Origin of the sequence: Yersinia nurmii (genome assembly GCF_001112925.1) — a bacterium.
GTDB classification, from domain to species: Bacteria; Pseudomonadota; Gammaproteobacteria; order Enterobacterales; family Enterobacteriaceae; genus Yersinia; species Yersinia nurmii.
This window is the reverse complement of the sequence record NZ_CPYD01000001.1, coordinates 184,052-203,587: the sequence shown is the minus strand read 5'-3', so window position 1 is coordinate 203,587 and position 19,536 is coordinate 184,052. Positions and strand designations below refer to the sequence as shown.

Sequence of the window (19,536 nt, the reverse complement as noted above, 5' to 3'; positions counted from 1 at the left end):
TAAAACCGCAGGGATGAAAACCCTTCTCAAGGGATTGAGATTTCAAACTTTGTCACTCATCTCTACCGGCTTAGGCTGGTTTTTTTGTAGCTAAAATTGGCGTATTGCCATGGGCTTCACCTGACCAAACGGTGCAGGGATCTATTGTGTATCAACGATGGCCAACCGATTGATATTCCTCATGGACGTTGGATCAATCTGCGCCTGACTATGCTGGAATGTGATCGAGGAATGCATCAATAATATTAATTTGTCTGACTGTATTTGGCGTGGAACGAGCCTAAGGCCATAATTAGTTGGTTGCGATGAGTTAACAGAAAAGTGGCGATAATAAGTTTGGTATCGGAATATATGCACTAAAAATAAAAATGAGGGAATAAATATGCCTAAAGTCTGTATCGCGGCCTATGTTTACGGTGTGGTTCAGGGCGTGGGTTTCCGTTTTTGTACCCAACATGAAGCGGTGAATCGCGGTATCACCGGTTATGCGAAAAACATGGATGACGGTAGCGTAGAAGTCATTGCCTGCGGTGAATCAGAATCAGTGGAAGAACTGATGGTGTGGCTGCGGCAGGGCGGGCCTCGTGGGGCACGAGTGGATAGGGTGTTGACGGAGCCCAGAGCGGTTGAGGTATTTGATGGCTTTAAGATTCGTTATTAAACCGCCGGCCATTAGGCCGGTCAGTTTATGCAGTGAGTCACTGATCTGAACGATCAGATACATTTTACCGGTTTAGGTAAACCTGCAATCTTGGTGGCCTGTTTCGCCGGGCCTTTTGGAAAAAGGCGGTAGAGGTAGCGGCTATTGCCTTTCTCCTCGCCGTATTTTTGTGCCATGGCTTTCACCAGCATGCGAATTGCTGGCGAGGTATTAAACTCCTGATAAAACGCTCGGACAAAGCGTACCACTTCCCAATGTGGCTCGGTTAGCGTGATGTCTTCCTGCGCGGCTAAAATAGGAGCCAGACTTTCAGACCAGTCATCGCTATTCTTTAGATACCCCTGAGCATCGGTATCAATTATCCGACCTTCAAACTCCAACATACGGCCTCAATTATGCAAAAAACCAAATCAGCGGTTAATTTAGCAAATATTCGTCGGTATCCCAAAAATGTCAGCGAAAAACAAGAAAGTGGCGGTGGGCTGCAGAGATAAAACGCAATGCGCCATTTTTCATCAAGCTGACGATAAATTCGGCTTTCGTTGCCGTGATGGCGGATTTTTGCCCAATTAAACCAAATCAGGCTTTACAAGCCATGTTGCGCTGTTTATAGTGCGCCTCATTGCGGAGGGGTGGCCGAGTGGCTGAAGGCAACGGTCTTGAAAACCGTCGACGGGAAACCGTTCGAGAGTTCGAATCTCTCCTCCTCCGCCATTCACTTCTCGGTTATCTCTTCGTTTTACTCTTCATTGACTCATCTAAAATCCAATCCAATATTTCCTGATTGAACGCTACGGCCTGTTTTCACCGTAAACGAGAGTTTGCATTTCATCGTTCGTTGTCATCATGCAGAAATATTCCCTTCAAACAGAAGTCTGTTTTATGTGCTTTGCGGATAATCTCGCTATCAATATCTGCAATAAAACATTCGCAATAACATTTTTGCAATAAAAAAACGGTGCTGCCTGTTTGAAGGGAACGCGCCACGCTGCTGTTATATCTGGATAAAATCGACTGCCCCGCCGTCTAATTGGTACATGGCTCCGACAATCTTGATTTTTCCTTCTTTTTCCAGCTTATTCAAAATCTCGCTGCGTTCACGAATAGTTTTTATCGTGTTCTCCACGTTAGTTTTCGCTACCGCATCCACGAAAGCGGCGTTATTACCCGAGCGATCGCCACTGTATTCGGTTGCTGCAATGGCCGGTTTTATTTGTGCCAGTAACCCGGTTAAATTCCCCAGTTCAACATTATCAATGGCTCCGCGGATAGCACCGCAGGCGGTATGCCCCAATACCAAAACCACTTTGGCTCCGGCTGCAGCACAGGCAAATTCCAAGCTACCGAGTAGATCGTTATTTGCAATGTTACCGGCGACTCGCCCATTAAATGTTTCACCAATTCCGGTATCAAAAATAATTTCAGCCGGAGCGCGGGAATCAATGCAGCTTAATATCACCGCCGAGGGAAATTGCCCACTGGCGCTGGCGCGTTTTTGCGCTAAATAATCGTGTTGCTGCATTTTCCCGTGTCGGAAACGGATATTACCGTCTTTCAAACCTTGGATAATCTGGTCTGGAGTGAGTTTATCTCTTTCTTCTTTGGTCAGCGCTGCGGCATAGGTTACGCCTGGGCTGGCTAAACCTATGGCACCGGTGATGCTTAGTGCTGACATACCGATGGCCGCTTTTAATAATGAACGTCGCTTATTTGGCGGGCCGTTCTCAGGATCTCTGGTGGGAAGTGATTCCATTTTTATTACCTCAGGGCAAATAAAAGCAGAGAGAAAATCGAATGTAACTGTATGTAACCCTGGTTGGGCTTCTATAAATGTAGCTCATTTTTTGTACGGCGCTGTAATGTCAGTTTACTGGCTCATCAATTGCACAAACTCCCGCGCGGCTTTATTCAGCGACTGATTCTTTAGCCAAACGGCGTGAAGCGGTAATTTCAGTTCGTTTTTGGTGTTTTTAAAATGCAGTTGTTTCAAATGCCCTTGTTTTAGTAATGGTTCGATCAATGAGAAGGGGAGATTTCCCCAGCCCAAACCGGCTTCTACCATGCCCAATGCCATAGCCAGCGTGTCGGTTCGCCAATAGCTGCCAGCAACCAGCGGACGAGTATCGCTGATCGGATGGCTCATGCTGGCAACGATGATTTGGCGAATGGTGACTAAATCTTCAATATAAAGTGCATCATCGGCATTTTCTGCCGCCCAGTGCTGCGCTGAAATAGTGGCAATCAATGATTCACTGCCTACGTATTGAAACTGTTCCTGCACATTGATGCTTAGCCCACCGAAGGCCAGTGCCACGCTGACTCTGCCGCTGTGCAACATATGTAACACATCATCTTGCGGCGCACTGAGCACCTCGATATTCAGTAGAGGATAACGCTGAGACAGCGTTTTTAGCGCCGCCAGAACGGGTGTTTTATCCACTTCCGCCGCCACAGCTAAAGCAAACGTGCTTTCCAATCCTTGAGATAATTCGACGGCGTGAACCCGTAGCTGCTGAAGTTGCTGGGCGATTATTCGCGCCTGTGGCTCCAGTGCTAATGCCAATGGCGTTGGGGTTGGTTCGCGGGAGCGACGGTCAAACAGGGGAAACCCTAGCTCGGCCTCCATATTAGCAATGCCCATGCTGACCGCTGACGGTACGCGCTGTAATGCTCTGGCCGCCGCCGAGAAGGAACCCCGGTCGATAACGGCTAAAAATAGCTCAATATTTTCACTAGAAAAATTCATCCGGCCTCCTATCAGTAAAACTGATAATAGCTAACTTTTAATGTCAGTGCGAATGACGATATCTTGGCGGCCTTAATCGATGGGCGACGAAGATTGTCCATCAGCTAATAATAATGAGGTGGTTATGCAAGGGTTAAAAAGAAAGCTGGTGTACGTCACGGCATATGAAATTATTGGGCTGGTGATTTCGGCTTTGGGGTTGGCGTTGTTATCAGGAACTTCGCCGGGAAATACAGGCCCGCTTTCGGTGATGATTACGACTATCGCGGTGAGTTGGAACTTTGTTTATAACTATATTTTCGAGTTTTGGGAAAGCCGGCAGGTCAGCCGGACGCGTACGGTTAAACGTCGGGTGCTGCACGCCATTGGCTTTCAACTGACGCTGGTGATGTATTTAATTCCGTTAATCGCCTGGTGGATGAATATCAGTCTGCGGGAAGCCTTCTATCTGGATTTGGCGCTCATTGTGCTAATTCCTTGCTATACCTTCATTTTTAACTGGTTGTTTGATCGAATTTTCGGCTTGCCAAGTTCTGCCATTTCTATTGAAACGGTCACGGCAAACTAGCTGAATGATATAAAACCAACGGAGAGAAAAGGGCAGGGTTAGCGAATAACCGCTGGCGACAATAATCACTGCCAGCGGTGTTAAGATTTTTATCGGATAGAATGAGCGGCTGAGAAGATATCAGCCGCTGAAATAACGATCAGGCTTTCTCGGTGAGAATTTTCACGCCAACTTTAGTGACGCGGTCATTATCCATTTCAGCAATAGTCCAGGTCAGGCCATCCCATTCGATCTGGTCACCGATAACCGGTTCCCCGCCCAATAAATAGATCACAAACTGCCCCAAGGTTTGCTGGCTATCAATTCCGTCTTCCAGATTTAATCCATAAATCTGAGAGATATCATTGAGTCGTGCATCAGCTTCCAAAATGAAGTCACCGAAGAAGCGCTCATCCAGAGTGATTGTCGGCGATTGGCTAAACAGTTTACCCAACGCTGGCAAATCGTGTTCCTGACCGATAACACACAGAATATCGCCTTCTTTCAGGCGGGTGCTACCGGTTGGGTGCAGTAAGTCTTTACCTCGAAACAACGCTGCAATTCGAGTGCCCTGCGGCATTTTCAGATCGCGCAGCGCCGCACCAATACACCATTTTTCCGAGCTTAGCTGATAGATGAACTGTTCCCATTGACGATTCATATCAATATCTAACCCGACGCGAGAAATCGGCGCCAGAGCTGGGGGAACCACCAGTTTGGTTTTTCTGGCCGCAAAGGACAAACTGGTGCCTTGTAACAGCAAAGAAACCAGCACCACAAAGAAGGCAACGTTAAAGAATAAATGGGCGTTTGGCAGACCGGCCATCATTGGGAATACCGCTAAAATCACCGGCACGGCACCGCGCAGACCGACCCAAGAGATAAAAATGCGTTCACGTAGGTTAAAACTGCGGAAAGGCAGCAGCCCGATAAATACCGAAAGCGGGCGAGCGAACAAAATCATCCACAGAGATAAAATCAGCGCCGGAATGGCGATCGGCAGTAAATCACTCGGATTGAGCAGTAGCCCCAATACCAGGAACATCCCGATCTGACTGAGCCACGCCAGACCGTCAAAGGTTTGCAAGATCCCGGAACGGTTGCGGATAGGGCGGTTGCCCAGCATCAGCCCACACAGGTAAACGGCCAGAATGCCGCTGCCGTTTAGCGCAGTGGTTAACGCAAAAATCATGATACCGCCGCTGACGGCCAGCAGCGGATATAGACCGTTGGCTAACTCGATGCGGTTAATCAGCATCAGCAGCAGGCTACCGCCCAGCAGGCCCAAGATAATGCCCAGCCCGAACTGCTGCAGTAAATGCACGATGAACATCCAGCTCAGACTGGTTTCGCCGGCGGAAATCATGGCTATCAGCGTGATGGTCAGGAAGACTGCCATAGGATCGTTGCTGCCGGATTCGATTTCCAGCGTAGCGCTGACGCGTTCGTTTAACCCTTTTCCCCCTAATAGTGAGAAAACGGCGGCTGCGTCGGTAGAACCTATAATCGCGCCAATTAACATCCCCTGAATGATATCCAAATCAAATAGCCAGGCCGCGGCCAGACCGGTTAACCCCGCGGTAATCATCACTCCAACGGTTGCTAAAGATAATGCTGGCCATAAAGCCACGCGGAATGATGAGGCTCGGGTGCGCATCCCGCCGTCCAGCAAAATCACTGCTAGCGCCAGGTTACTGACCAGATAGGCAGCCGGATAATTATCAAAAGGAATACCGCCGATACCGTCACCGCCGGCCAGCATGCCAATGGCGAGGAAGATAACTAAAATCGGGATACCTAACCGGGATGAGAGTGAACTGAGTAAGATACTTGCACCCACCAGTACTGCGCCGATTAAAAAGAGACTGTTGATAGTGGTCGCGTCCACGGTGGGGGATCTCCTGGTTTATGCATAAATGGCGGGTTAGGGATGGAACAAGTTAATTATACACAGAAAAGCGCAGTTAAAAGCTAAGATATGACCCAATTCAAGGTGTTAAATTTGTATATTTGAACTATCTCTCTTGCCCAATCGGGAAAAAAAAGTGTTTTATCCCATTGAGGAAGAATTAAGCGGAGCCGAGTGAGGAAATCAGGAGCAGAAGCGGCTCACCCGTGCCGATGGTGCAACGAGTGAGCACAGGCAAAACGTTATGCCCGATCGAGGGTGACCAGAGTACGTTTGATTAATTCGGTCACTATGGCGCGTTCGGGTTCCGGCACCTCTGAAAAGGTCAGTTGTGAAAGCTCATTGAGCAACACGCTGCGATCTTTTCCATTAATGGAGCCGTCCAACGCGCTGCTGAGTCGATTGACCAAGGCAAAAAGGGTGGAAAACTCGGCGCTGATATCGGCATCATTCGTCAGGTCTTTCCCGGTAGTGTCTGGTGTACTCATCACAAATCCTCTGTCATATCACTGCGAGCGAAGCTTATCCCAATGATTGTTGCTCGGTAAGAATGCCTGATTAACGGGCATACAGTGAGGTGTTGCTGCCCCAACTTGTTTTGCAAGGGTTGGACAGTGTAATGGTTTTAAGTGGTTAACGATATTGCCACAACCATATTACTTGGTAATAACATTATGCTGTGAGGAAATAGCGCTGACCGTTTTACCGGAAAACAAGAATTTTAGCAGTGGAATACGTAGATGAATTTCGTATAGCAAAAAGGCGACAGGGCAGACAAACAGTAGGCCCACCAGAAAGCCCATAGCGTTATTCTGAATATGCGGCGCGATGAAAATGCCGTAGATCAAGGTTAACGGATGATGCACCAGATAAATGAATAACGATGCGTTAACCAAATAGGTAATGCCGGACGACGAGTTGTTAAGCAGACGATAACCCAAAGAAAACACCACGTTAGTCATGGTGAGCCCCATCAGCGCTTTGATAATGATATCCAGCTCGAAGGAAAAATAATCCGGGTTATACACTTGTTGATTAATACAATAGGTTGCCAATAGGACAAAGGAGGCGATTAATGCCATCGGTGAAAAGTTTAGAAACACTTCTTTTAGCCAAAGGTATTTAAAAGTCATGGCGCCGAGAATAAAGAAAGGCGCATAAAACAGCGTTTCCATAACCACAAAATTGAAAACACTATTAAAGAGTAATTCGGGGTTAAGTATAAATATTATTCTACGAGCCACTGAATATAATAAATAGAAGAGAAAGAAAAACAGTGAGATTCTTCCTAAACTATTCAATTTATTAATCCCACAGTTAAGTGAGTGGTTGATATTTTTAATTTTATTGAACAGATAAAGGCCAGCTAAGGTCAGTAATGCCAAAGTTAACAAAAACCAGAGGTGGGAAACGCCTTCCCAAATAGCAATATTTATTTTTTGATAAAGTGTAAAAGAATCCCACTCCTGTAATTTATTTGTATAGTGTTTAAGCAAAAAAAATTGCGGCAGGGTAATCAATGGAATGGCGGTGATTAATGGAATACCCACGCGTTCTAGGCGAACTTTCAGCCAGCGGCGCCGCTCATAGCGCTGATACAGCATAAAAGAGAAGTAACCAGAGATAACGAAGAACACCTGCATGCGAAAGGCGTGGATAAAGTCATTCAGCAAGGTGAGAGACGGCGACGAGATGCTGCTGTTTACTGCCCAATGATGGTTGGAGTAAATCAGCGAAAGATGAAAAGGAATCCCTAGTAACATCAAATAGGCGCGAATAGCGTCTAGGAAATATTCTCGCTGTTTAGTACTTTTTTTCATAGATATTCGCTAGTTGTTATAATTGTGAGAATAACGCGCTTATTTTATCGGCACTGGCTAAGACGGAATGTAAAACCCTACTATAAGGTTTATTATTTTTCCATAGCCTATTGCAATGAGGCTTGCTAGGCTTAATGCTTAGTTCGTCGTTTAAACAATAGCCATAAACATGAAATCAGGATTTATCATATTGTCGCCAGACAGGATAATCCATTAAAATGTCTTTAAGAATTTAATTACCCGTAAAGGGGGAATTGTGCCAGTTAATATTTTATCGAAAAGCCAGAATGCGAATCGCGCTAAATGGCTGAGCGTTGCTATTTTGTTATCTTTATTCTCTTGTTCGGTTTCAGCTTTTACTTTGGATGACGTGGCAAAAAAAGCCCAAAATCTGGCGGATAAAAGTTTTGATGCCCCTAAGAGTAACCTTCCTTCGCAATTCCGCGAGATGAAATTCGCCGATTATCAGCAAATTCAGTTCAATCACGATAAGTCCTATTGGAATAAGCTGAAAACACCTTTTAAGTTAGAGTTTTATCATCAGGGTATGTACTTCGATACGCCGGTGCAAATCAATGAGATTACTGCCAAAAGCGTTACACCGATTAAGTACAGTCCGGATTACTTTAATTTTGGTTCGGTAAAGCACGATCCTGACTCGGTGAAAAACCTCGGTTTTGCAGGTTTCAAGGTGCTTTATCCACTGAATAAAGCCGATAAAAACGACGAAGTCATGAGTCTGCTGGGTGCCAGCTATTTCCGCGTGATTGGCAAAGGGCAGGTTTATGGCCTGTCTGCGCGCGGGTTGGCGATTGATACCGCTTTGTCTTCCGGTGAGGAATTCCCTCGTTTTCGTGAGTTCTGGATTGAACGACCTAAGCCTAACGACAAACATTTAGTGATTTACGCGCTACTGGATTCTCCGCGCGCTACCGGAGCTTACCGCTTTACCGTTTATCCGGGCCGAGATACCACTATTGATGTGCAGGCTAAGGTATTCCTGCGCGACAAAGTCGCCAAACTGGGCATTGCACCACTTACCAGCATGTTCCTGTTCGGGCCGAATCAGCCTTCTAAGGTATTGAATTACCGTCCGGCTCTACATGATTCCAACGGCTTATCTATTCACGCGGGCAATGGTGAATGGATCTGGCGTCCGCTGAATAATCCAAAACATCTGTCTATTAGCACCTACACCGTTGAAAATCCGAAGGGATTTGGTTTATTGCAACGTGGCCGTGCTTTCTCTCAGTATGAAGATTTGGACGACCGCTACGATCTGCGCCCAAGTGCCTGGGTAGAACCGCGGGGGGATTGGGGGAAAGGTAAGGTCGAGCTGGTGGAAATACCAACGGCGGATGAAACTAACGACAATATTGTGGCGTTCTGGACGCCAGACGTACTGCCAGATGCTAAGCATTCGCTGGATCTTAATTATCGTCTGCACTTTACCCGCGATGAAGACAAACTTCATTCGGACGACGTGGGTTATGTCAAACAAACCTTACGTTCTACCGGCGATGTGAAACAGTCGAATTTGATTCGAGAACCGGACGGCAGCGTGGCCTTCCTGGTTGATTTTATCGGACCGGTATTAAGCTCATTAGATCCGAATGTATCGCTGGCTTCTCAGGTCAGCGTTGGTGATAACGGCGAACTGCTGGAAAACAGTGTGCGTTATAACCCGGAAACCAAAGGCTGGCGTTTGACGCTGCGGGTCAAAATAAAAGACGAGAAGAAACCGATCGAAATGCGCGCAGCGCTGGTCAACGGTGACAAAACCCTGACAGAAACCTGGAGCTATCAGCTACCTGCCGATGAATAAGTCAACTCAGAGTCCATTACAGGATTACCTCGCCGCCTTGCCCCTGACGGTTGAGCAGCAGAGGGCATTGCGGACGGCGTTGCCCGATAACGATAACGACGCGCTGGCCCAGTTGCATCAACAACTGGCGGCGGGTCAGTCGGAACCGCACAGCGCGGTGGATAACGATGCCGCGCTGGCGTCGGTTAAGGCTCGCTTGCTGTCTGCTTGGCCAGACGCATTGCAGGACGGTAAAAAACTGTCCGTAGATGCGGAAGGGCGGACTGTTATTCGCGCCACGCCGCCTATCGTGCGCTCGCGTATGTTCCCGGAGGCCTGGCGCACCAATCCGGTGGCACGCTTTTGGGATTCGTTGCTCGGTCGCACCACGGTTTCACGTTCGACTACGCCGGAACAAGCGGACGCCGAGCGTAAATGGCGCGCGGTGGGTTCAATCCGTCGTTATATCCTGCTGGTGCTGATATTGGTACAAACCAGTATTGCCACTGTGTATATGAAGAGCATTTTGCCTTATCAAGGTTGGGCGCTGATCGATCCGATCGAAATCTGGAATCAAAACTGGCAACAATCGGTGATGCAGCTGCTGCCTTATCTGTTGCAAACCGGCATTCTGATTCTGTTTGCCGTCTTATTCTGCTGGGTCTCGGCCGGTTTCTGGACCGCTCTAATGGGCTTCCTTCAACTGCTGATTGGCAAGGATAAATACAGCATCTCTGCCAGCGTAGTGGGCAATGAACCGCTGAATCCAGCGCATCGTACCGCGTTGATCATGCCGATTTGTAATGAAGATGTAGAGCGGGTATTCGCCGGTTTGCGAGCGACTTACGAATCGGTGGCGGCGACCGGGCAGTTGGAACATTTCGATATTTACGTATTAAGTGACAGCTACGATCCGGATATCTGCGTGGCCGAACAAAAAGCCTGGCTGGAGTTGTGCCGGGATGTCGATGGTCACGGCAAGATTTTCTATCGTCGCCGCCGCCGTCGGGTGAAACGGAAAAGTGGCAATATCGATGATTTCTGCCGTCGTTGGGGGGGGCAGTACAGCTATATGGTGATTCTGGATGCCGATAGCGTGATGAGCGGTGAGTGCCTAACTGGGCTGGTTCGTCTGATGGACGCTAACCCTAACGCCGGTATTATTCAGTCAGCGCCAAAAGCCTCTGGCATGGATACGCTGTATGCGCGGGTGCAACAGTTTGCTACCCGGGTTTATGGCCCGCTGTTTACCGCCGGCCTGCATTACTGGCAACTGGGGGAATCTCACTATTGGGGCCATAACGCGATTATCCGTGTGAAACCCTTTATCGAGCATTGTGCATTGGCACCGTTACCGGGGGAAGGTTCGTTCGCTGGTTCCATCTTGTCCCATGACTTCGTTGAGGCGGCTTTAATGCGTCGCGCCGGTTGGGGTGTGTGGATCGCTTACGATCTGCCGGGTAGCTATGAAGAGTTACCGCCCAATCTGCTGGACGAGCTAAAACGCGATCGGCGTTGGTGCCACGGTAATCTGATGAACTTCCGCCTGTTTCTGGTGAAAGGTATGCATCCGGTACACCGGGCGGTGTTCCTGACTGGCGTGATGTCTTATCTGTCTGCGCCGCTGTGGTTTATGTTTTTGGTACTGTCCACCGCGTTACAGGTGGTGCATACCTTAATGGAGCCGCAGTATTTCTTGCAGCCGCGTCAGTTATTTCCTGTGTGGCCGCAGTGGCGGCCTGAGCTAGCGATTGGCCTGTTCTCTACCACTTTGGTATTACTGTTCCTGCCGAAATTGCTGAGCATCATTCTGATTTGGGCCAAAGGAGCGAAAGAATACGGGGGCAGTATTCGGCTACTGTTTTCAATGCTATTGGAAATGCTGTTCTCGGTGCTGCTGGCTCCGGTCCGTATGCTGTTCCACACGGTATTTGTGGTCAGCGCTTTTCTCGGTTGGTCGGTTCAGTGGAACTCACCGCAGCGGGACGATGACGCCACGCCGTGGAGCGAAGCACTGGTGCGTCATGGGCCGCAGCTGTTGTTGGGGCTGATTTGGGCCGGTGGTGTGGCCTGGCTGGATCTTCGTTTCCTGTGGTGGCTGTCGCCGATCGTATTCTCGCTGATTCTGTCGCCGGTGGTTTCTGTACTGTCTAGCCGCAGAACTTTGGGTATGGCCAGTAAGCGCGCCAAATTGTTCCTGATACCAGAGGAATATAACCCACCGCGTGAATTGGTCGCGACTGAGGAATATCTCCAGCTTAACCGCCAACGGGCTTTGGCCGATGGCTTCCTGCACGCGGTCATGAATCCGTCTTATAACGCACTGGCAAGCGCAATGGCGACGGCGCGTCATCGGGCAAGAGAGATTATCGAGCAAGAGCGAGAGCGACAGGTGAATCAGGCGTTGAGTCGGGGGCCTGCGGAGCTTGAGAAGCTGCAACGTTTGGAGCTGTTGAGCGATCCAGTTATGATTTCCCGTCTACACCAGAAGATTTGGCAGCAGCCAACGGCTTACGCGCAGTGGGCTGATTTTTACCAGCACCTGCCGCGTAACCCGCAGGCAATGCCGAGCTAATCCTGCGGAATACCCATAAGCTATAATAGCGGGCAATGTGTTAGGCGCATTGCCCGTTTTGAGTTATAACTTCGCGCCGATTTTTGAACGGATAGGCCAACAAATATGTGGTTAAAATGAACGACCTTAGCCAACAATTGATTACCCGGCGAGCCTGATACTGTGAAGAAAATATTAGATATTGGACTGAAAAAAAGCCTGCGTTTGCTACTGATTCTCACGGGCATTGTGACGCTATCCGGCTGCGGCAGCATTATCAGCCGCACGGTGCCGGGAGCCGGGCACGGCAATCAATATTATCCGGGCGTGCAGTGGGACGTAAGAGATTCAGCATGGAAATATATTACGGTACTCGATGTCCCTCTTTCCATGATTGTTGATACCTTTATGCTGCCTTTTGACGCCCAGCACGGCCCTTACGAGTAGCGTCAGCCTTAGCTTTTTGTCGGGAAAACCAGCAATTTGTAGCCTTTTTGGTGACAAGTAAAGTTTGCCACTGGCGTCATATGTAATCCTTTTACATGCACCACGAATGAATGTGGATTGGCATCATCTACAAAAGCCGCTCCGACGTCATAATTAGCCTGAGTATGTTGCTTTACAGCAGCTAATAGCTTACTAACGATGCCATGACCGCGTTTATTCTGAGCGACGCACACCGGCCCATAGAGAAACACTCGCCGCTCGGTCAGCGGTTTACCCTCAAAACGTTGCTGACTCAGGGCTTCCAGCATTGCGTCTACCACAGGCGGACGCGGTCGGGCATCGGTTTTCATCATGCAGACAAAACCAGCGACTTCGCCATTCTCATCTTCTGCCACCATTATGCCCAAATCATTATTTATCGCGGCTAACTGTTTCTCATCCATGCGGGAAACGATAAATCCCTGTTTTTTTTGCTCGTCACTCAGGTTTTCAGGGATGTTTTCCTGCTGTAATTGCAGGATTGCCGAATAGTCATTAGTGTGAGCCAATCTGATCTTCATCATTAACCACGCTTTTAAGTTATTGGAGTTAACCATGCTGTTTGGGGACGGGAGAAAATTATGTTACCTATTGATGCGGTCATGCGCGTAGCCAGACCGACAGATAATCTTGATTTTATCACTGAAATGTATCGTTTGGGGTTGGGGTTTAACGTGCTGGGCCGTTTTGCAGACCATCAGGGTTTTGATGGTGTGATTCTGGGTCATCCGCATCATGGCTATCATCTGGAATTTACGCATCATCGCGGTACTTCCGTTGGGCGCGCGCCAACGGCAGACACTCTATTGGTCTTTTACCTTCCGGATCCAAACAGATGGGCGACACAATGTCAGCAAATGCTCAAAGCCGGTTTTCAGATTGTGGAGTCCTACAATCCCTATTGGGACGTCAGTGGTCAAACTTTTGAAGACGTTGATGGCTACCGCATCGTGTTGCAACAACGGGCGTGGCCGCTGTAAACGGCAGTGCAGCTGAGCGCGCAGTAAAAAGCCAGCCGAAAATTAGGCTGGCTTTCTTATCAGGTATATTCCGACCAGTTACGCGGTTTTTTCAGCGCCTTGGGTGTTATTCATCATGCGACGAATAGGCACAATCAGCAGAATCAGGATAGCGGCGCAGATGACTAATGCGATGGAGCAACGGGCAAACAGCGTTGGCAGCATATCCAACTGATCGGCTTTTACGTGCCCACCAATCAGGCCTGCGGCCAGATTACCCAGCGCGGAAGCACAGAACCACAGCCCCATCACCTGACCACGCATTCTGTCTGGTGCCAGCAATGTCATCGTCGCCAGCCCGATAGGGCTAAGGCAGAGCTCACCCAGCGTCAGCATTAGAATACTGCCTACCAACCAGAAGGGAGAAACCCCTTCGCCGGTGGCCAGCACATGCTGCGCTGCCAGCATCATCACACCAAAACCGGCAGCGGCGCACAAAATACCGATGACGAATTTGGTTATGCTGCTTGGGCGAATGCTTTTCTTCGCCAGGGCGGGCCATGCCCAACTGAAAATTGGCGCTAACAGAATAATAAATAAGGCGTTAATTGACTGGAACCATACGGTTGGAATTTCAAAGCCCATGACCATACGATCGGTGTAATCATTGGCGAACAGGTTGAAAGACGTCGGTTTTTGCTCGAAGGCTGACCAGAAGAACGCGGCGGAGACCAGTAGGATAAAGCACACCAGCAACCGAGCTTTGTCTTTGCGGCTTAAACCGGCAAAAGCGAAAAGATAGACGAAATACAGCGTTACGGACGCGGCAATCAGGTACACCAGACTACTGGCGACCAGTACCGGATTGATTTCAATCATGCCTTGAGCGACCAGTACTACCACCGCCGCCAATGCCACCATCGCCGCGCAGACCCATTTACCGACGTTTTTACGTTGAACGGTCGGGCTGTTCCAACTGGAGTCCATGCCAACTTCGGCATCGTAGCGAGTCATTGATGGAATCACGAACATGCGGAAGGTTAATAATGCCACCAGCATACCGACGCCGCCGATACCGAAGCCCCAGTGCCAGCCGTGGGTGCGTAATAGCCAGCCAGAGAGCAGCGGGGCAATAAAGGAACCCATGTTGATTCCCATATAAAACAGTGAAAAACCGCCGTCGCGGCGCGCATCGCCAGGCTTATATAAAGTTCCGACCATCACGGAAATACAGGTTTTGAATAGGCCAGTTCCCAATACGATAAAGACCAGTCCAATAAAGAACATGTCATTACCGAAGAATGCGGATAAAGCGATGGAAAGGTGCCCCATAGCAATCAGGATAGAGCCGTACCAAACGGCGCGCTGTTGGCCTAGCCAGTTATCGGCTAGCCAGCCGCCGGGCAATGAAGCTAAATACAGGCTACCGGCAAAAATACCGACGATAGCGGAAGCATTTTCTCGCGGTAAACCTAACCCACCGTCATAAACCGTAGCAGCCATAAACAGAATCAGCAGCGGACGGATGCCATAAAACGAGAAGCGCTCCCACATCTCGGTAAAGAATAGCGAACTCAGAGGATAAGGATGGCCGAAGAAAGTCCGGCTACTGTTGGTATTAGAGGATTGCATAAAGTCTTCCCATAGAAATCGCCTGTTAAGGTCGGGCTGTTGTGCTGTGGTATGAGTGATTCAATACGCCTTATTCCCCTGTTAATGCCGTCCGTTATCGTCAGGTTATCGGGCAGTCATTAATTTCATGAATAATCGATTTAACACTCTCTATAATAGGATTTAACTCCATAATAACGTCATTTTGGTTTTCTACCGTGCTTATATCCCATTATTTAGACGAAAAGTCGATATACATCTCGTTTTTTAGATTTATATCTGTAGGTGGATGTGGATTTTAATGACGAAATCACAGTGCATATTTCGAGACTAATAATCTAATTTATTTATTGTTTTTCAAGTGATTAGCCTGTTTTTTTTAGGGCGACCTTACACCTTTTTCTGAGTGAGTAAATTATTTTTTATTGGAAAGAGAGGAAAATGGCAGTTTTGGGGGGAATAAGGGGGATAGCCACTTTTTAAGTAGGTATAAGTGACATTTATAAGAGGAAAGTCAGCGATAAACTGTGATTTTAGTCACGGCAAAATTTTGTCGTTGAGGAAGAGAGATTTAGCGCTCATCTGGTGGTTGGTTTTAGCTATCTTCCTGACGATTGGTAGATTGTTTCACAGCCTGAGCTGGTCGCCGTTGCAGACACCAGTAGGAGTAAAATGCGTTAAATAACACCACCACGGCGGTGACGCAGAATACCGCGCGGAAGCCATAACTGGCGGAAACGGCGGCGCCCAGTAGCGGGCCGCTGACGTTGCCAACATCCCGAAATGATTGGTTGTAGCTGAAAATTCGACCAGCCACCTGATTTGTACAATTATAAATCAGTAATGTTTGCACTGCAGGCAGTAGCGCGCCATCGGTAGCACCGAGCAGAAAGCGTAATACCGCCAATTGCCACGGAGTCTGTACCAACGCCATTGGGATCAGTAACAACACCGACAGTGCCAGCATGGCAATAAGAATACGTTCGGGGCCGATTTTATCGCCGAGTTTTCCCAGTCTGGGGGCGCTGATTAATGCCGCAACGCCAGGCACCGAGGCAATCATTCCGCTGACAAATGCCAGATTGTGAATATCACCCGCCAGCTCGCGGACATACAGGGTCAGAATCGGTGCGATAGAACCGGTTGCCACCTGAATAATCATGGTGGTAACAAACAGGCTGAGCACCAGTTTAGGATTTTTCAGCGATCGCAAAACCTGCCGTCCGTTGAGCATGTCTTTTTTCAGCACCGGCGTAAATTGCTCTTTAACGCACAGTAATGTCATAACAAAGCACAGGAACAGTACGGCGGCGGTAATAAAGAATACCGGACGCAGGCTGTAGCTGTCTGCCAGTAAACCCCCGATCAGCGGGCCAATTAACGCGCCGCTGACGCCACCGGTAGACAGTGTGCCCAGCGCCCAACCGCTTTTATGTCGTGGCACCTGAGTGGCAATTAGCGCATTGGCGTTGGGAATAAAACCACCGAGCAGGCCCAGCAGGGCGCGTAACGCCAGAAATTGCCAGATATTTTGCGCCACGCCCATTAACACCATCACAAGACTCATGCCTAATGCCGATCGTAACAGCATGATTTTTCTTCCTTTACGGTCGGCAAGATTGCCCCAAAACGGCGAAGCAATGGCGGAAAACAGGAAGGTAATACTGAACACCAACCCGGACCACATATTCAGCGCCTGATGACCGGTCACGCCGAGGATTTCCACGTATAAAGGCAGAAAAGGCATGATCAGACTGAAAGCAGCACCGGTCAGAAAACAGCCCAGCCAGGCGACAAATAGGTTCCGTTTCCAGTTAATAGGTTCTGGTGACGAGGTCATAAATTACCGATAGAAGAAAGTGTTAGCTCTGCGGCACGGTTTAGCGTCATGGTGAGGGCGTTAATATGGCAAAGCATAAAAGCAGATAATTAGCCTGTTAAGTATGCGCCTGTTGAATAGAGACATCAACCATTTGGGTAATGGTTTTTATAAAAATGAAAAGCAGGTTTATTATTTGGAAATAAGCATATAAATTTTTTGAATAAGAAAATAAGGAAGATGAACGAGTACGGCTGAAAACGGGAAGACTAACAGGCGTTATCAAAGTACAGCGATATTTGAAGGTGTGAAAGTACAGACAGGGGAAAAGAATACAAACGCGATAAAATAGCCGCGGGGCATTGTTCACCCCGCGGGAATAGCGATTAAATCTAATAAATTTCCCGAAGTTTACTCGAATTAACGGTAGGCTTCGTTTTTGGTGATTGAGTAACGACCGCTGCCCAACAGCATAATGATGATACCGCCGAAGAAATACAGCGCTTCGTTTTCCAATCCCCAGGCACCCACGTCGGTTAGCGTAAAGAACTTACCGGTGCCGACCATCAGAGTGGCAACCAGCAGGTTAACGGCATAAATAAAGGCCGCTGGACGAGTAAATAGCCCCAGAATCATCAGAATAGGCACAACTATCTCACCAACATACACGCCGTAGGCAACAAAACCAGGGATGCCCTGAGCCTGTAGCATATCGGAAATCCAGTTGGTGCCATGTTGGATTTTTGCTACTCCGTGGAATAACATCAAGATACCAAAGGTCAGGCGTAACAGTAGCTTACCGCCGTCTTGATGATCGGTTAATCGTGTGAACCACTGATTTGCACTTGCCAGCATGGTGTATATCCTTATAGAAATTGAAGAAATAACCGGATAATAACTCTTATTAATTACATTTAATTATGTGTAGTTAATAATCATTCTCATAGTGGATAAAACTGACAGAGTAGGTCAAAAATATTGAACCTGCCGGATTAATTTCTTATTTCTTTTGGGTCTCTACCTTAATTTCCTACTTTTATGCCCTGCTTTGGCAAATCGATATCTTACAAACCTTTCAGAGCAGCTAGCGAGTCTGACGTCATGGTTGGGGTAAATTCGATGACTTCATATCGGGCGACGGCGTTGAAAGAATCTTCAGCCAGAATGGCATCCAGCTCGTCGCGGGGTAAGGCGATGGCAAAAATAATGCCGCCAGTGCGTGGGTTTTTACGCCCAGAAGTGATGAAAATGCCCTGATCGTAGTATTTGTGTAACCAGGCAATATGGGCATCGAGATGAGTATCGACTTCTTCAACGGGACGATGATAAGTGAGATTAATGATGTACATAGCAAAGCCATAGGGAGAAAAGAGAAAGATAAATTCCCATGTTGATTACAAATTAACAAGACTTTGCTCGGTATTTTTGTCGTTAATAAGGGTTAGCGAGGCATAACTCGAGGGATGCAGCGTTGATTTACGCCGGTGCAGAGCAAGGCCCGGCGTGATATTGCGAAAGGAATCAGAGCGCTAATCGTACAGCGAGGGGGCGCCTTCTGGACGGGTTTTGAAGCGGCGGTGCAGCCACATATATTGATCCGTTGCCAACTGAATTTCTTCTTCGATCACTTTATTCATAAAGGCTGCGGCAGTGACTTCGCTTTCCAGCGGGAAGTCTTCCACCGCCGGTTGCAGAATCAGTTCGTAACCTTTGCCATCGGGTAGGCGGCGCGGGGTGAACGGGATCACCGCCGGTTTCGCCGTGCGTACCAATAAATAAGTGCCGGTGGTGGTGGCCGCATCGTCAACGGCAAACAGCGGAACAAACACGCTGCTGCGTGGACCATAGTCATGATCCGGTGCATACCAGATGATTTCGCCTTGTTTCAGGCTACGAATCATCCCTTTCAAATCTTTGCGATCCAGCATGGATTTATTGGAGCGCATACGGCCCCAAGTCTGCATCCAATCCATTGCTTTATTATCGTGGGGACGATAAACCCCGATTCCTGGGTTATGAATGCCGAAAATACGTGCGCCCAGTTCCAGCGTTAGAAAATGCAGGCCGATCAACAGTACGCCCTGACCATTCTCCCGTGCTTTCTCAATGTGTTCCAGACCGCTGACTTTACACCAGCGATTGATGCGCCAGTCTGGCCAAAACCAAGCCATACCGGTTTCGAACAGTCCCATACCGACGGATTCGAAGTTCTTGACCACCAGTTGATCGCGTTCTGCTTTGGACATTTGCGGAAAGCACAGTTCCAGATTACGTTCTGCGATATAAAGGCGGCGTTTGAGGAAACGCATTGAGAAACGGCCGAGGGAAGTACCCAGCGTATAAATCACTGGATAAGGCAGTAAAACCAGCAAGTAAAGGATACCCAAGCCTAACCATGTCAGCCAGTATCTTGGGTGCAGTAACGAGCGATTAAAAGAAGGAACTTGCATCATGTGTTCTCAGCTTCAGAGTGGTCATTTAGGACAGTTAACTTTTACTTTATGGCGGCTAATCTGAGGCCGCTAGTCATGCTTTCAATATGTTTATCTGTCATTTAAGGTAGTTCTATTGTGGCACTTTTAGGGAAAAACGCGAAAACAGACCGCATTAAAAAACTATT

General features: G+C 48.3%; 18 protein-coding genes and 1 tRNA gene. 7 read left to right on the top strand and 12 right to left on the bottom strand.

All coding sequences use genetic code 11. The features are described 5' to 3' along the window. Positions 1 to 382: 382 nt before the first annotated feature. On the top strand, positions 383 to 661 hold the full coding sequence (gene yccX / locus AD970_RS00910; RefSeq protein ID WP_049596460.1) for an acylphosphatase: 279 nt from the start codon (positions 383 to 385) through the stop codon (positions 659 to 661). A 53-nt stretch (positions 662 to 714) separates the two neighbouring features. On the opposite strand, the gene tusE is transcribed toward yccX, so the two are convergent. Then, on the bottom strand, positions 715 to 1,044 hold the full coding sequence (gene tusE / locus AD970_RS00905) for a sulfurtransferase TusE (protein ID WP_049596459.1): 330 nt from the start codon (positions 1,042 to 1,044) through the stop codon (positions 715 to 717). 243 nt (positions 1,045 to 1,287) lie between these two features. Here tusE and AD970_RS00900 point away from each other — a divergent pair. After that, a tRNA-Ser gene (locus tag AD970_RS00900) sits at positions 1,288 to 1,375 on the top strand. Between the two features lie 280 nt (positions 1,376 to 1,655). Here AD970_RS00900 and AD970_RS00895 read toward each other — a convergent pair. Beyond that, on the bottom strand, positions 1,656 to 2,414 hold the full coding sequence (locus tag AD970_RS00895; RefSeq protein ID WP_049596458.1) for a carbonic anhydrase: 759 nt from the start codon (positions 2,412 to 2,414) through the stop codon (positions 1,656 to 1,658). Between the two features lie 114 nt (positions 2,415 to 2,528). Then, on the bottom strand, positions 2,529 to 3,407 hold the full coding sequence (locus tag AD970_RS00890) for a LysR family transcriptional regulator (protein ID WP_049596457.1): 879 nt from the start codon (positions 3,405 to 3,407) through the stop codon (positions 2,529 to 2,531). 124 nt (positions 3,408 to 3,531) lie between these two features. Here AD970_RS00890 and AD970_RS00885 point away from each other — a divergent pair, with 124 nt between their 5' ends. Beyond that, the gene (locus AD970_RS00885; protein ID WP_049596820.1) at positions 3,532 to 3,975 is read left to right on the top strand and encodes a PACE efflux transporter; all 444 of its coding nucleotides are present in this window, start codon (positions 3,532 to 3,534) and stop codon (positions 3,973 to 3,975) included. Between the two features lie 139 nt (positions 3,976 to 4,114). Here the strand turns inward: AD970_RS00885 and AD970_RS00880 are convergent, their stop codons facing one another. From AD970_RS00880 to mdoC, 3 genes are all read right to left on the bottom strand, one after another. Next, positions 4,115 to 5,842 carry a potassium/proton antiporter gene (locus AD970_RS00880; RefSeq protein ID WP_049596456.1) on the bottom strand — a complete coding sequence of 576 codons (1,728 nt, stop codon included), beginning with the start codon at positions 5,840 to 5,842 and terminating at the stop codon, positions 4,115 to 4,117. A gap of 263 nt (positions 5,843 to 6,105) precedes the next feature. Next, positions 6,106 to 6,351, bottom strand: a complete 246-nt coding sequence (locus AD970_RS00875) for a hypothetical protein (protein ID WP_049596455.1) — start codon at positions 6,349 to 6,351, stop codon at positions 6,106 to 6,108. Positions 6,352 to 6,519: 168 nt separating this feature from the next. Continuing rightward, complete coding sequence (gene mdoC / locus AD970_RS00870; RefSeq protein WP_049596454.1) at positions 6,520 to 7,683, bottom strand: glucans biosynthesis protein MdoC; 1,164 nt, start codon at positions 7,681 to 7,683, stop codon at positions 6,520 to 6,522. A 307-nt stretch (positions 7,684 to 7,990) separates the two neighbouring features. Here mdoC and AD970_RS00865 point away from each other — a divergent pair, with 307 nt between their 5' ends. The 3 genes from AD970_RS00865 to AD970_RS00855 all read left to right on the top strand — a co-directional run bounded on the left by AD970_RS00865 (position 7,991) and on the right by AD970_RS00855 (position 12,488). Continuing rightward, on the top strand, positions 7,991 to 9,508 hold the full coding sequence (locus AD970_RS00865) for a glucan biosynthesis protein G (protein ID WP_408068301.1): 1,518 nt from the start codon (positions 7,991 to 7,993) through the stop codon (positions 9,506 to 9,508). Beyond that, positions 9,501 to 12,062, top strand: a complete 2,562-nt coding sequence (gene mdoH, locus AD970_RS00860) for a glucans biosynthesis glucosyltransferase MdoH (RefSeq protein ID WP_049596453.1) — start codon at positions 9,501 to 9,503, stop codon at positions 12,060 to 12,062. Before AD970_RS00865 ends, mdoH begins: the two co-directional genes overlap by 8 nt. A gap of 171 nt (positions 12,063 to 12,233) precedes the next feature. Further along, positions 12,234 to 12,488, top strand: coding sequence for a YceK/YidQ family lipoprotein (locus AD970_RS00855; protein WP_235786891.1), 255 nt, complete (start codon positions 12,234 to 12,236; stop codon positions 12,486 to 12,488). 8 nt (positions 12,489 to 12,496) lie between these two features. Here the strand turns inward: AD970_RS00855 and AD970_RS00850 are convergent, their stop codons facing one another. Further along, positions 12,497 to 13,048 (bottom strand): GNAT family N-acetyltransferase, encoded by a 552-nt coding sequence (locus AD970_RS00850; protein WP_049596817.1) that lies wholly within the window; start codon positions 13,046 to 13,048, stop codon positions 12,497 to 12,499. Between the two features lie 60 nt (positions 13,049 to 13,108). Here AD970_RS00850 and AD970_RS00845 point away from each other — a divergent pair, with 60 nt between their 5' ends. Next, on the top strand, positions 13,109 to 13,507 hold the full coding sequence (locus AD970_RS00845) for a VOC family protein (RefSeq protein WP_049596452.1): 399 nt from the start codon (positions 13,109 to 13,111) through the stop codon (positions 13,505 to 13,507). Positions 13,508 to 13,585: 78 nt separating this feature from the next. On the opposite strand, the gene AD970_RS00840 is transcribed toward AD970_RS00845, so the two are convergent. The 5 genes from AD970_RS00840 to AD970_RS00820 form a co-directional block, all read right to left on the bottom strand. Next, a complete protein-coding gene (locus AD970_RS00840; RefSeq protein ID WP_049596451.1) occupies positions 13,586 to 15,118 on the bottom strand; it encodes a peptide MFS transporter in 1,533 nt (510 codons plus the stop codon). Positions 15,119 to 15,692: 574 nt separating this feature from the next. Further along, positions 15,693 to 16,937: a multidrug efflux MFS transporter MdtG gene (mdtG, locus tag AD970_RS00835; RefSeq protein WP_049596450.1), complete on the bottom strand. Its 1,245-nt coding sequence runs from the start codon at positions 16,935 to 16,937 to the stop codon at positions 15,693 to 15,695. A gap of 399 nt (positions 16,938 to 17,336) precedes the next feature. After that, a complete protein-coding gene (locus AD970_RS00830) occupies positions 17,337 to 17,771 on the bottom strand; it encodes a DoxX family protein (RefSeq protein ID WP_049596449.1) in 435 nt (144 codons plus the stop codon). Positions 17,772 to 17,980: 209 nt separating this feature from the next. After that, entirely contained in the window at positions 17,981 to 18,265 is a 285-nt protein-coding gene (locus AD970_RS00825) for a YciI family protein (RefSeq protein WP_049596448.1), read from the bottom strand. A 180-nt stretch (positions 18,266 to 18,445) separates the two neighbouring features. Beyond that, the gene (locus AD970_RS00820) at positions 18,446 to 19,369 is read right to left on the bottom strand and encodes a Kdo(2)-lipid IV(A) acyltransferase (protein WP_049596447.1); all 924 of its coding nucleotides are present in this window, start codon (positions 19,367 to 19,369) and stop codon (positions 18,446 to 18,448) included. Positions 19,370 to 19,536: the final 167 nt, after the last annotated feature.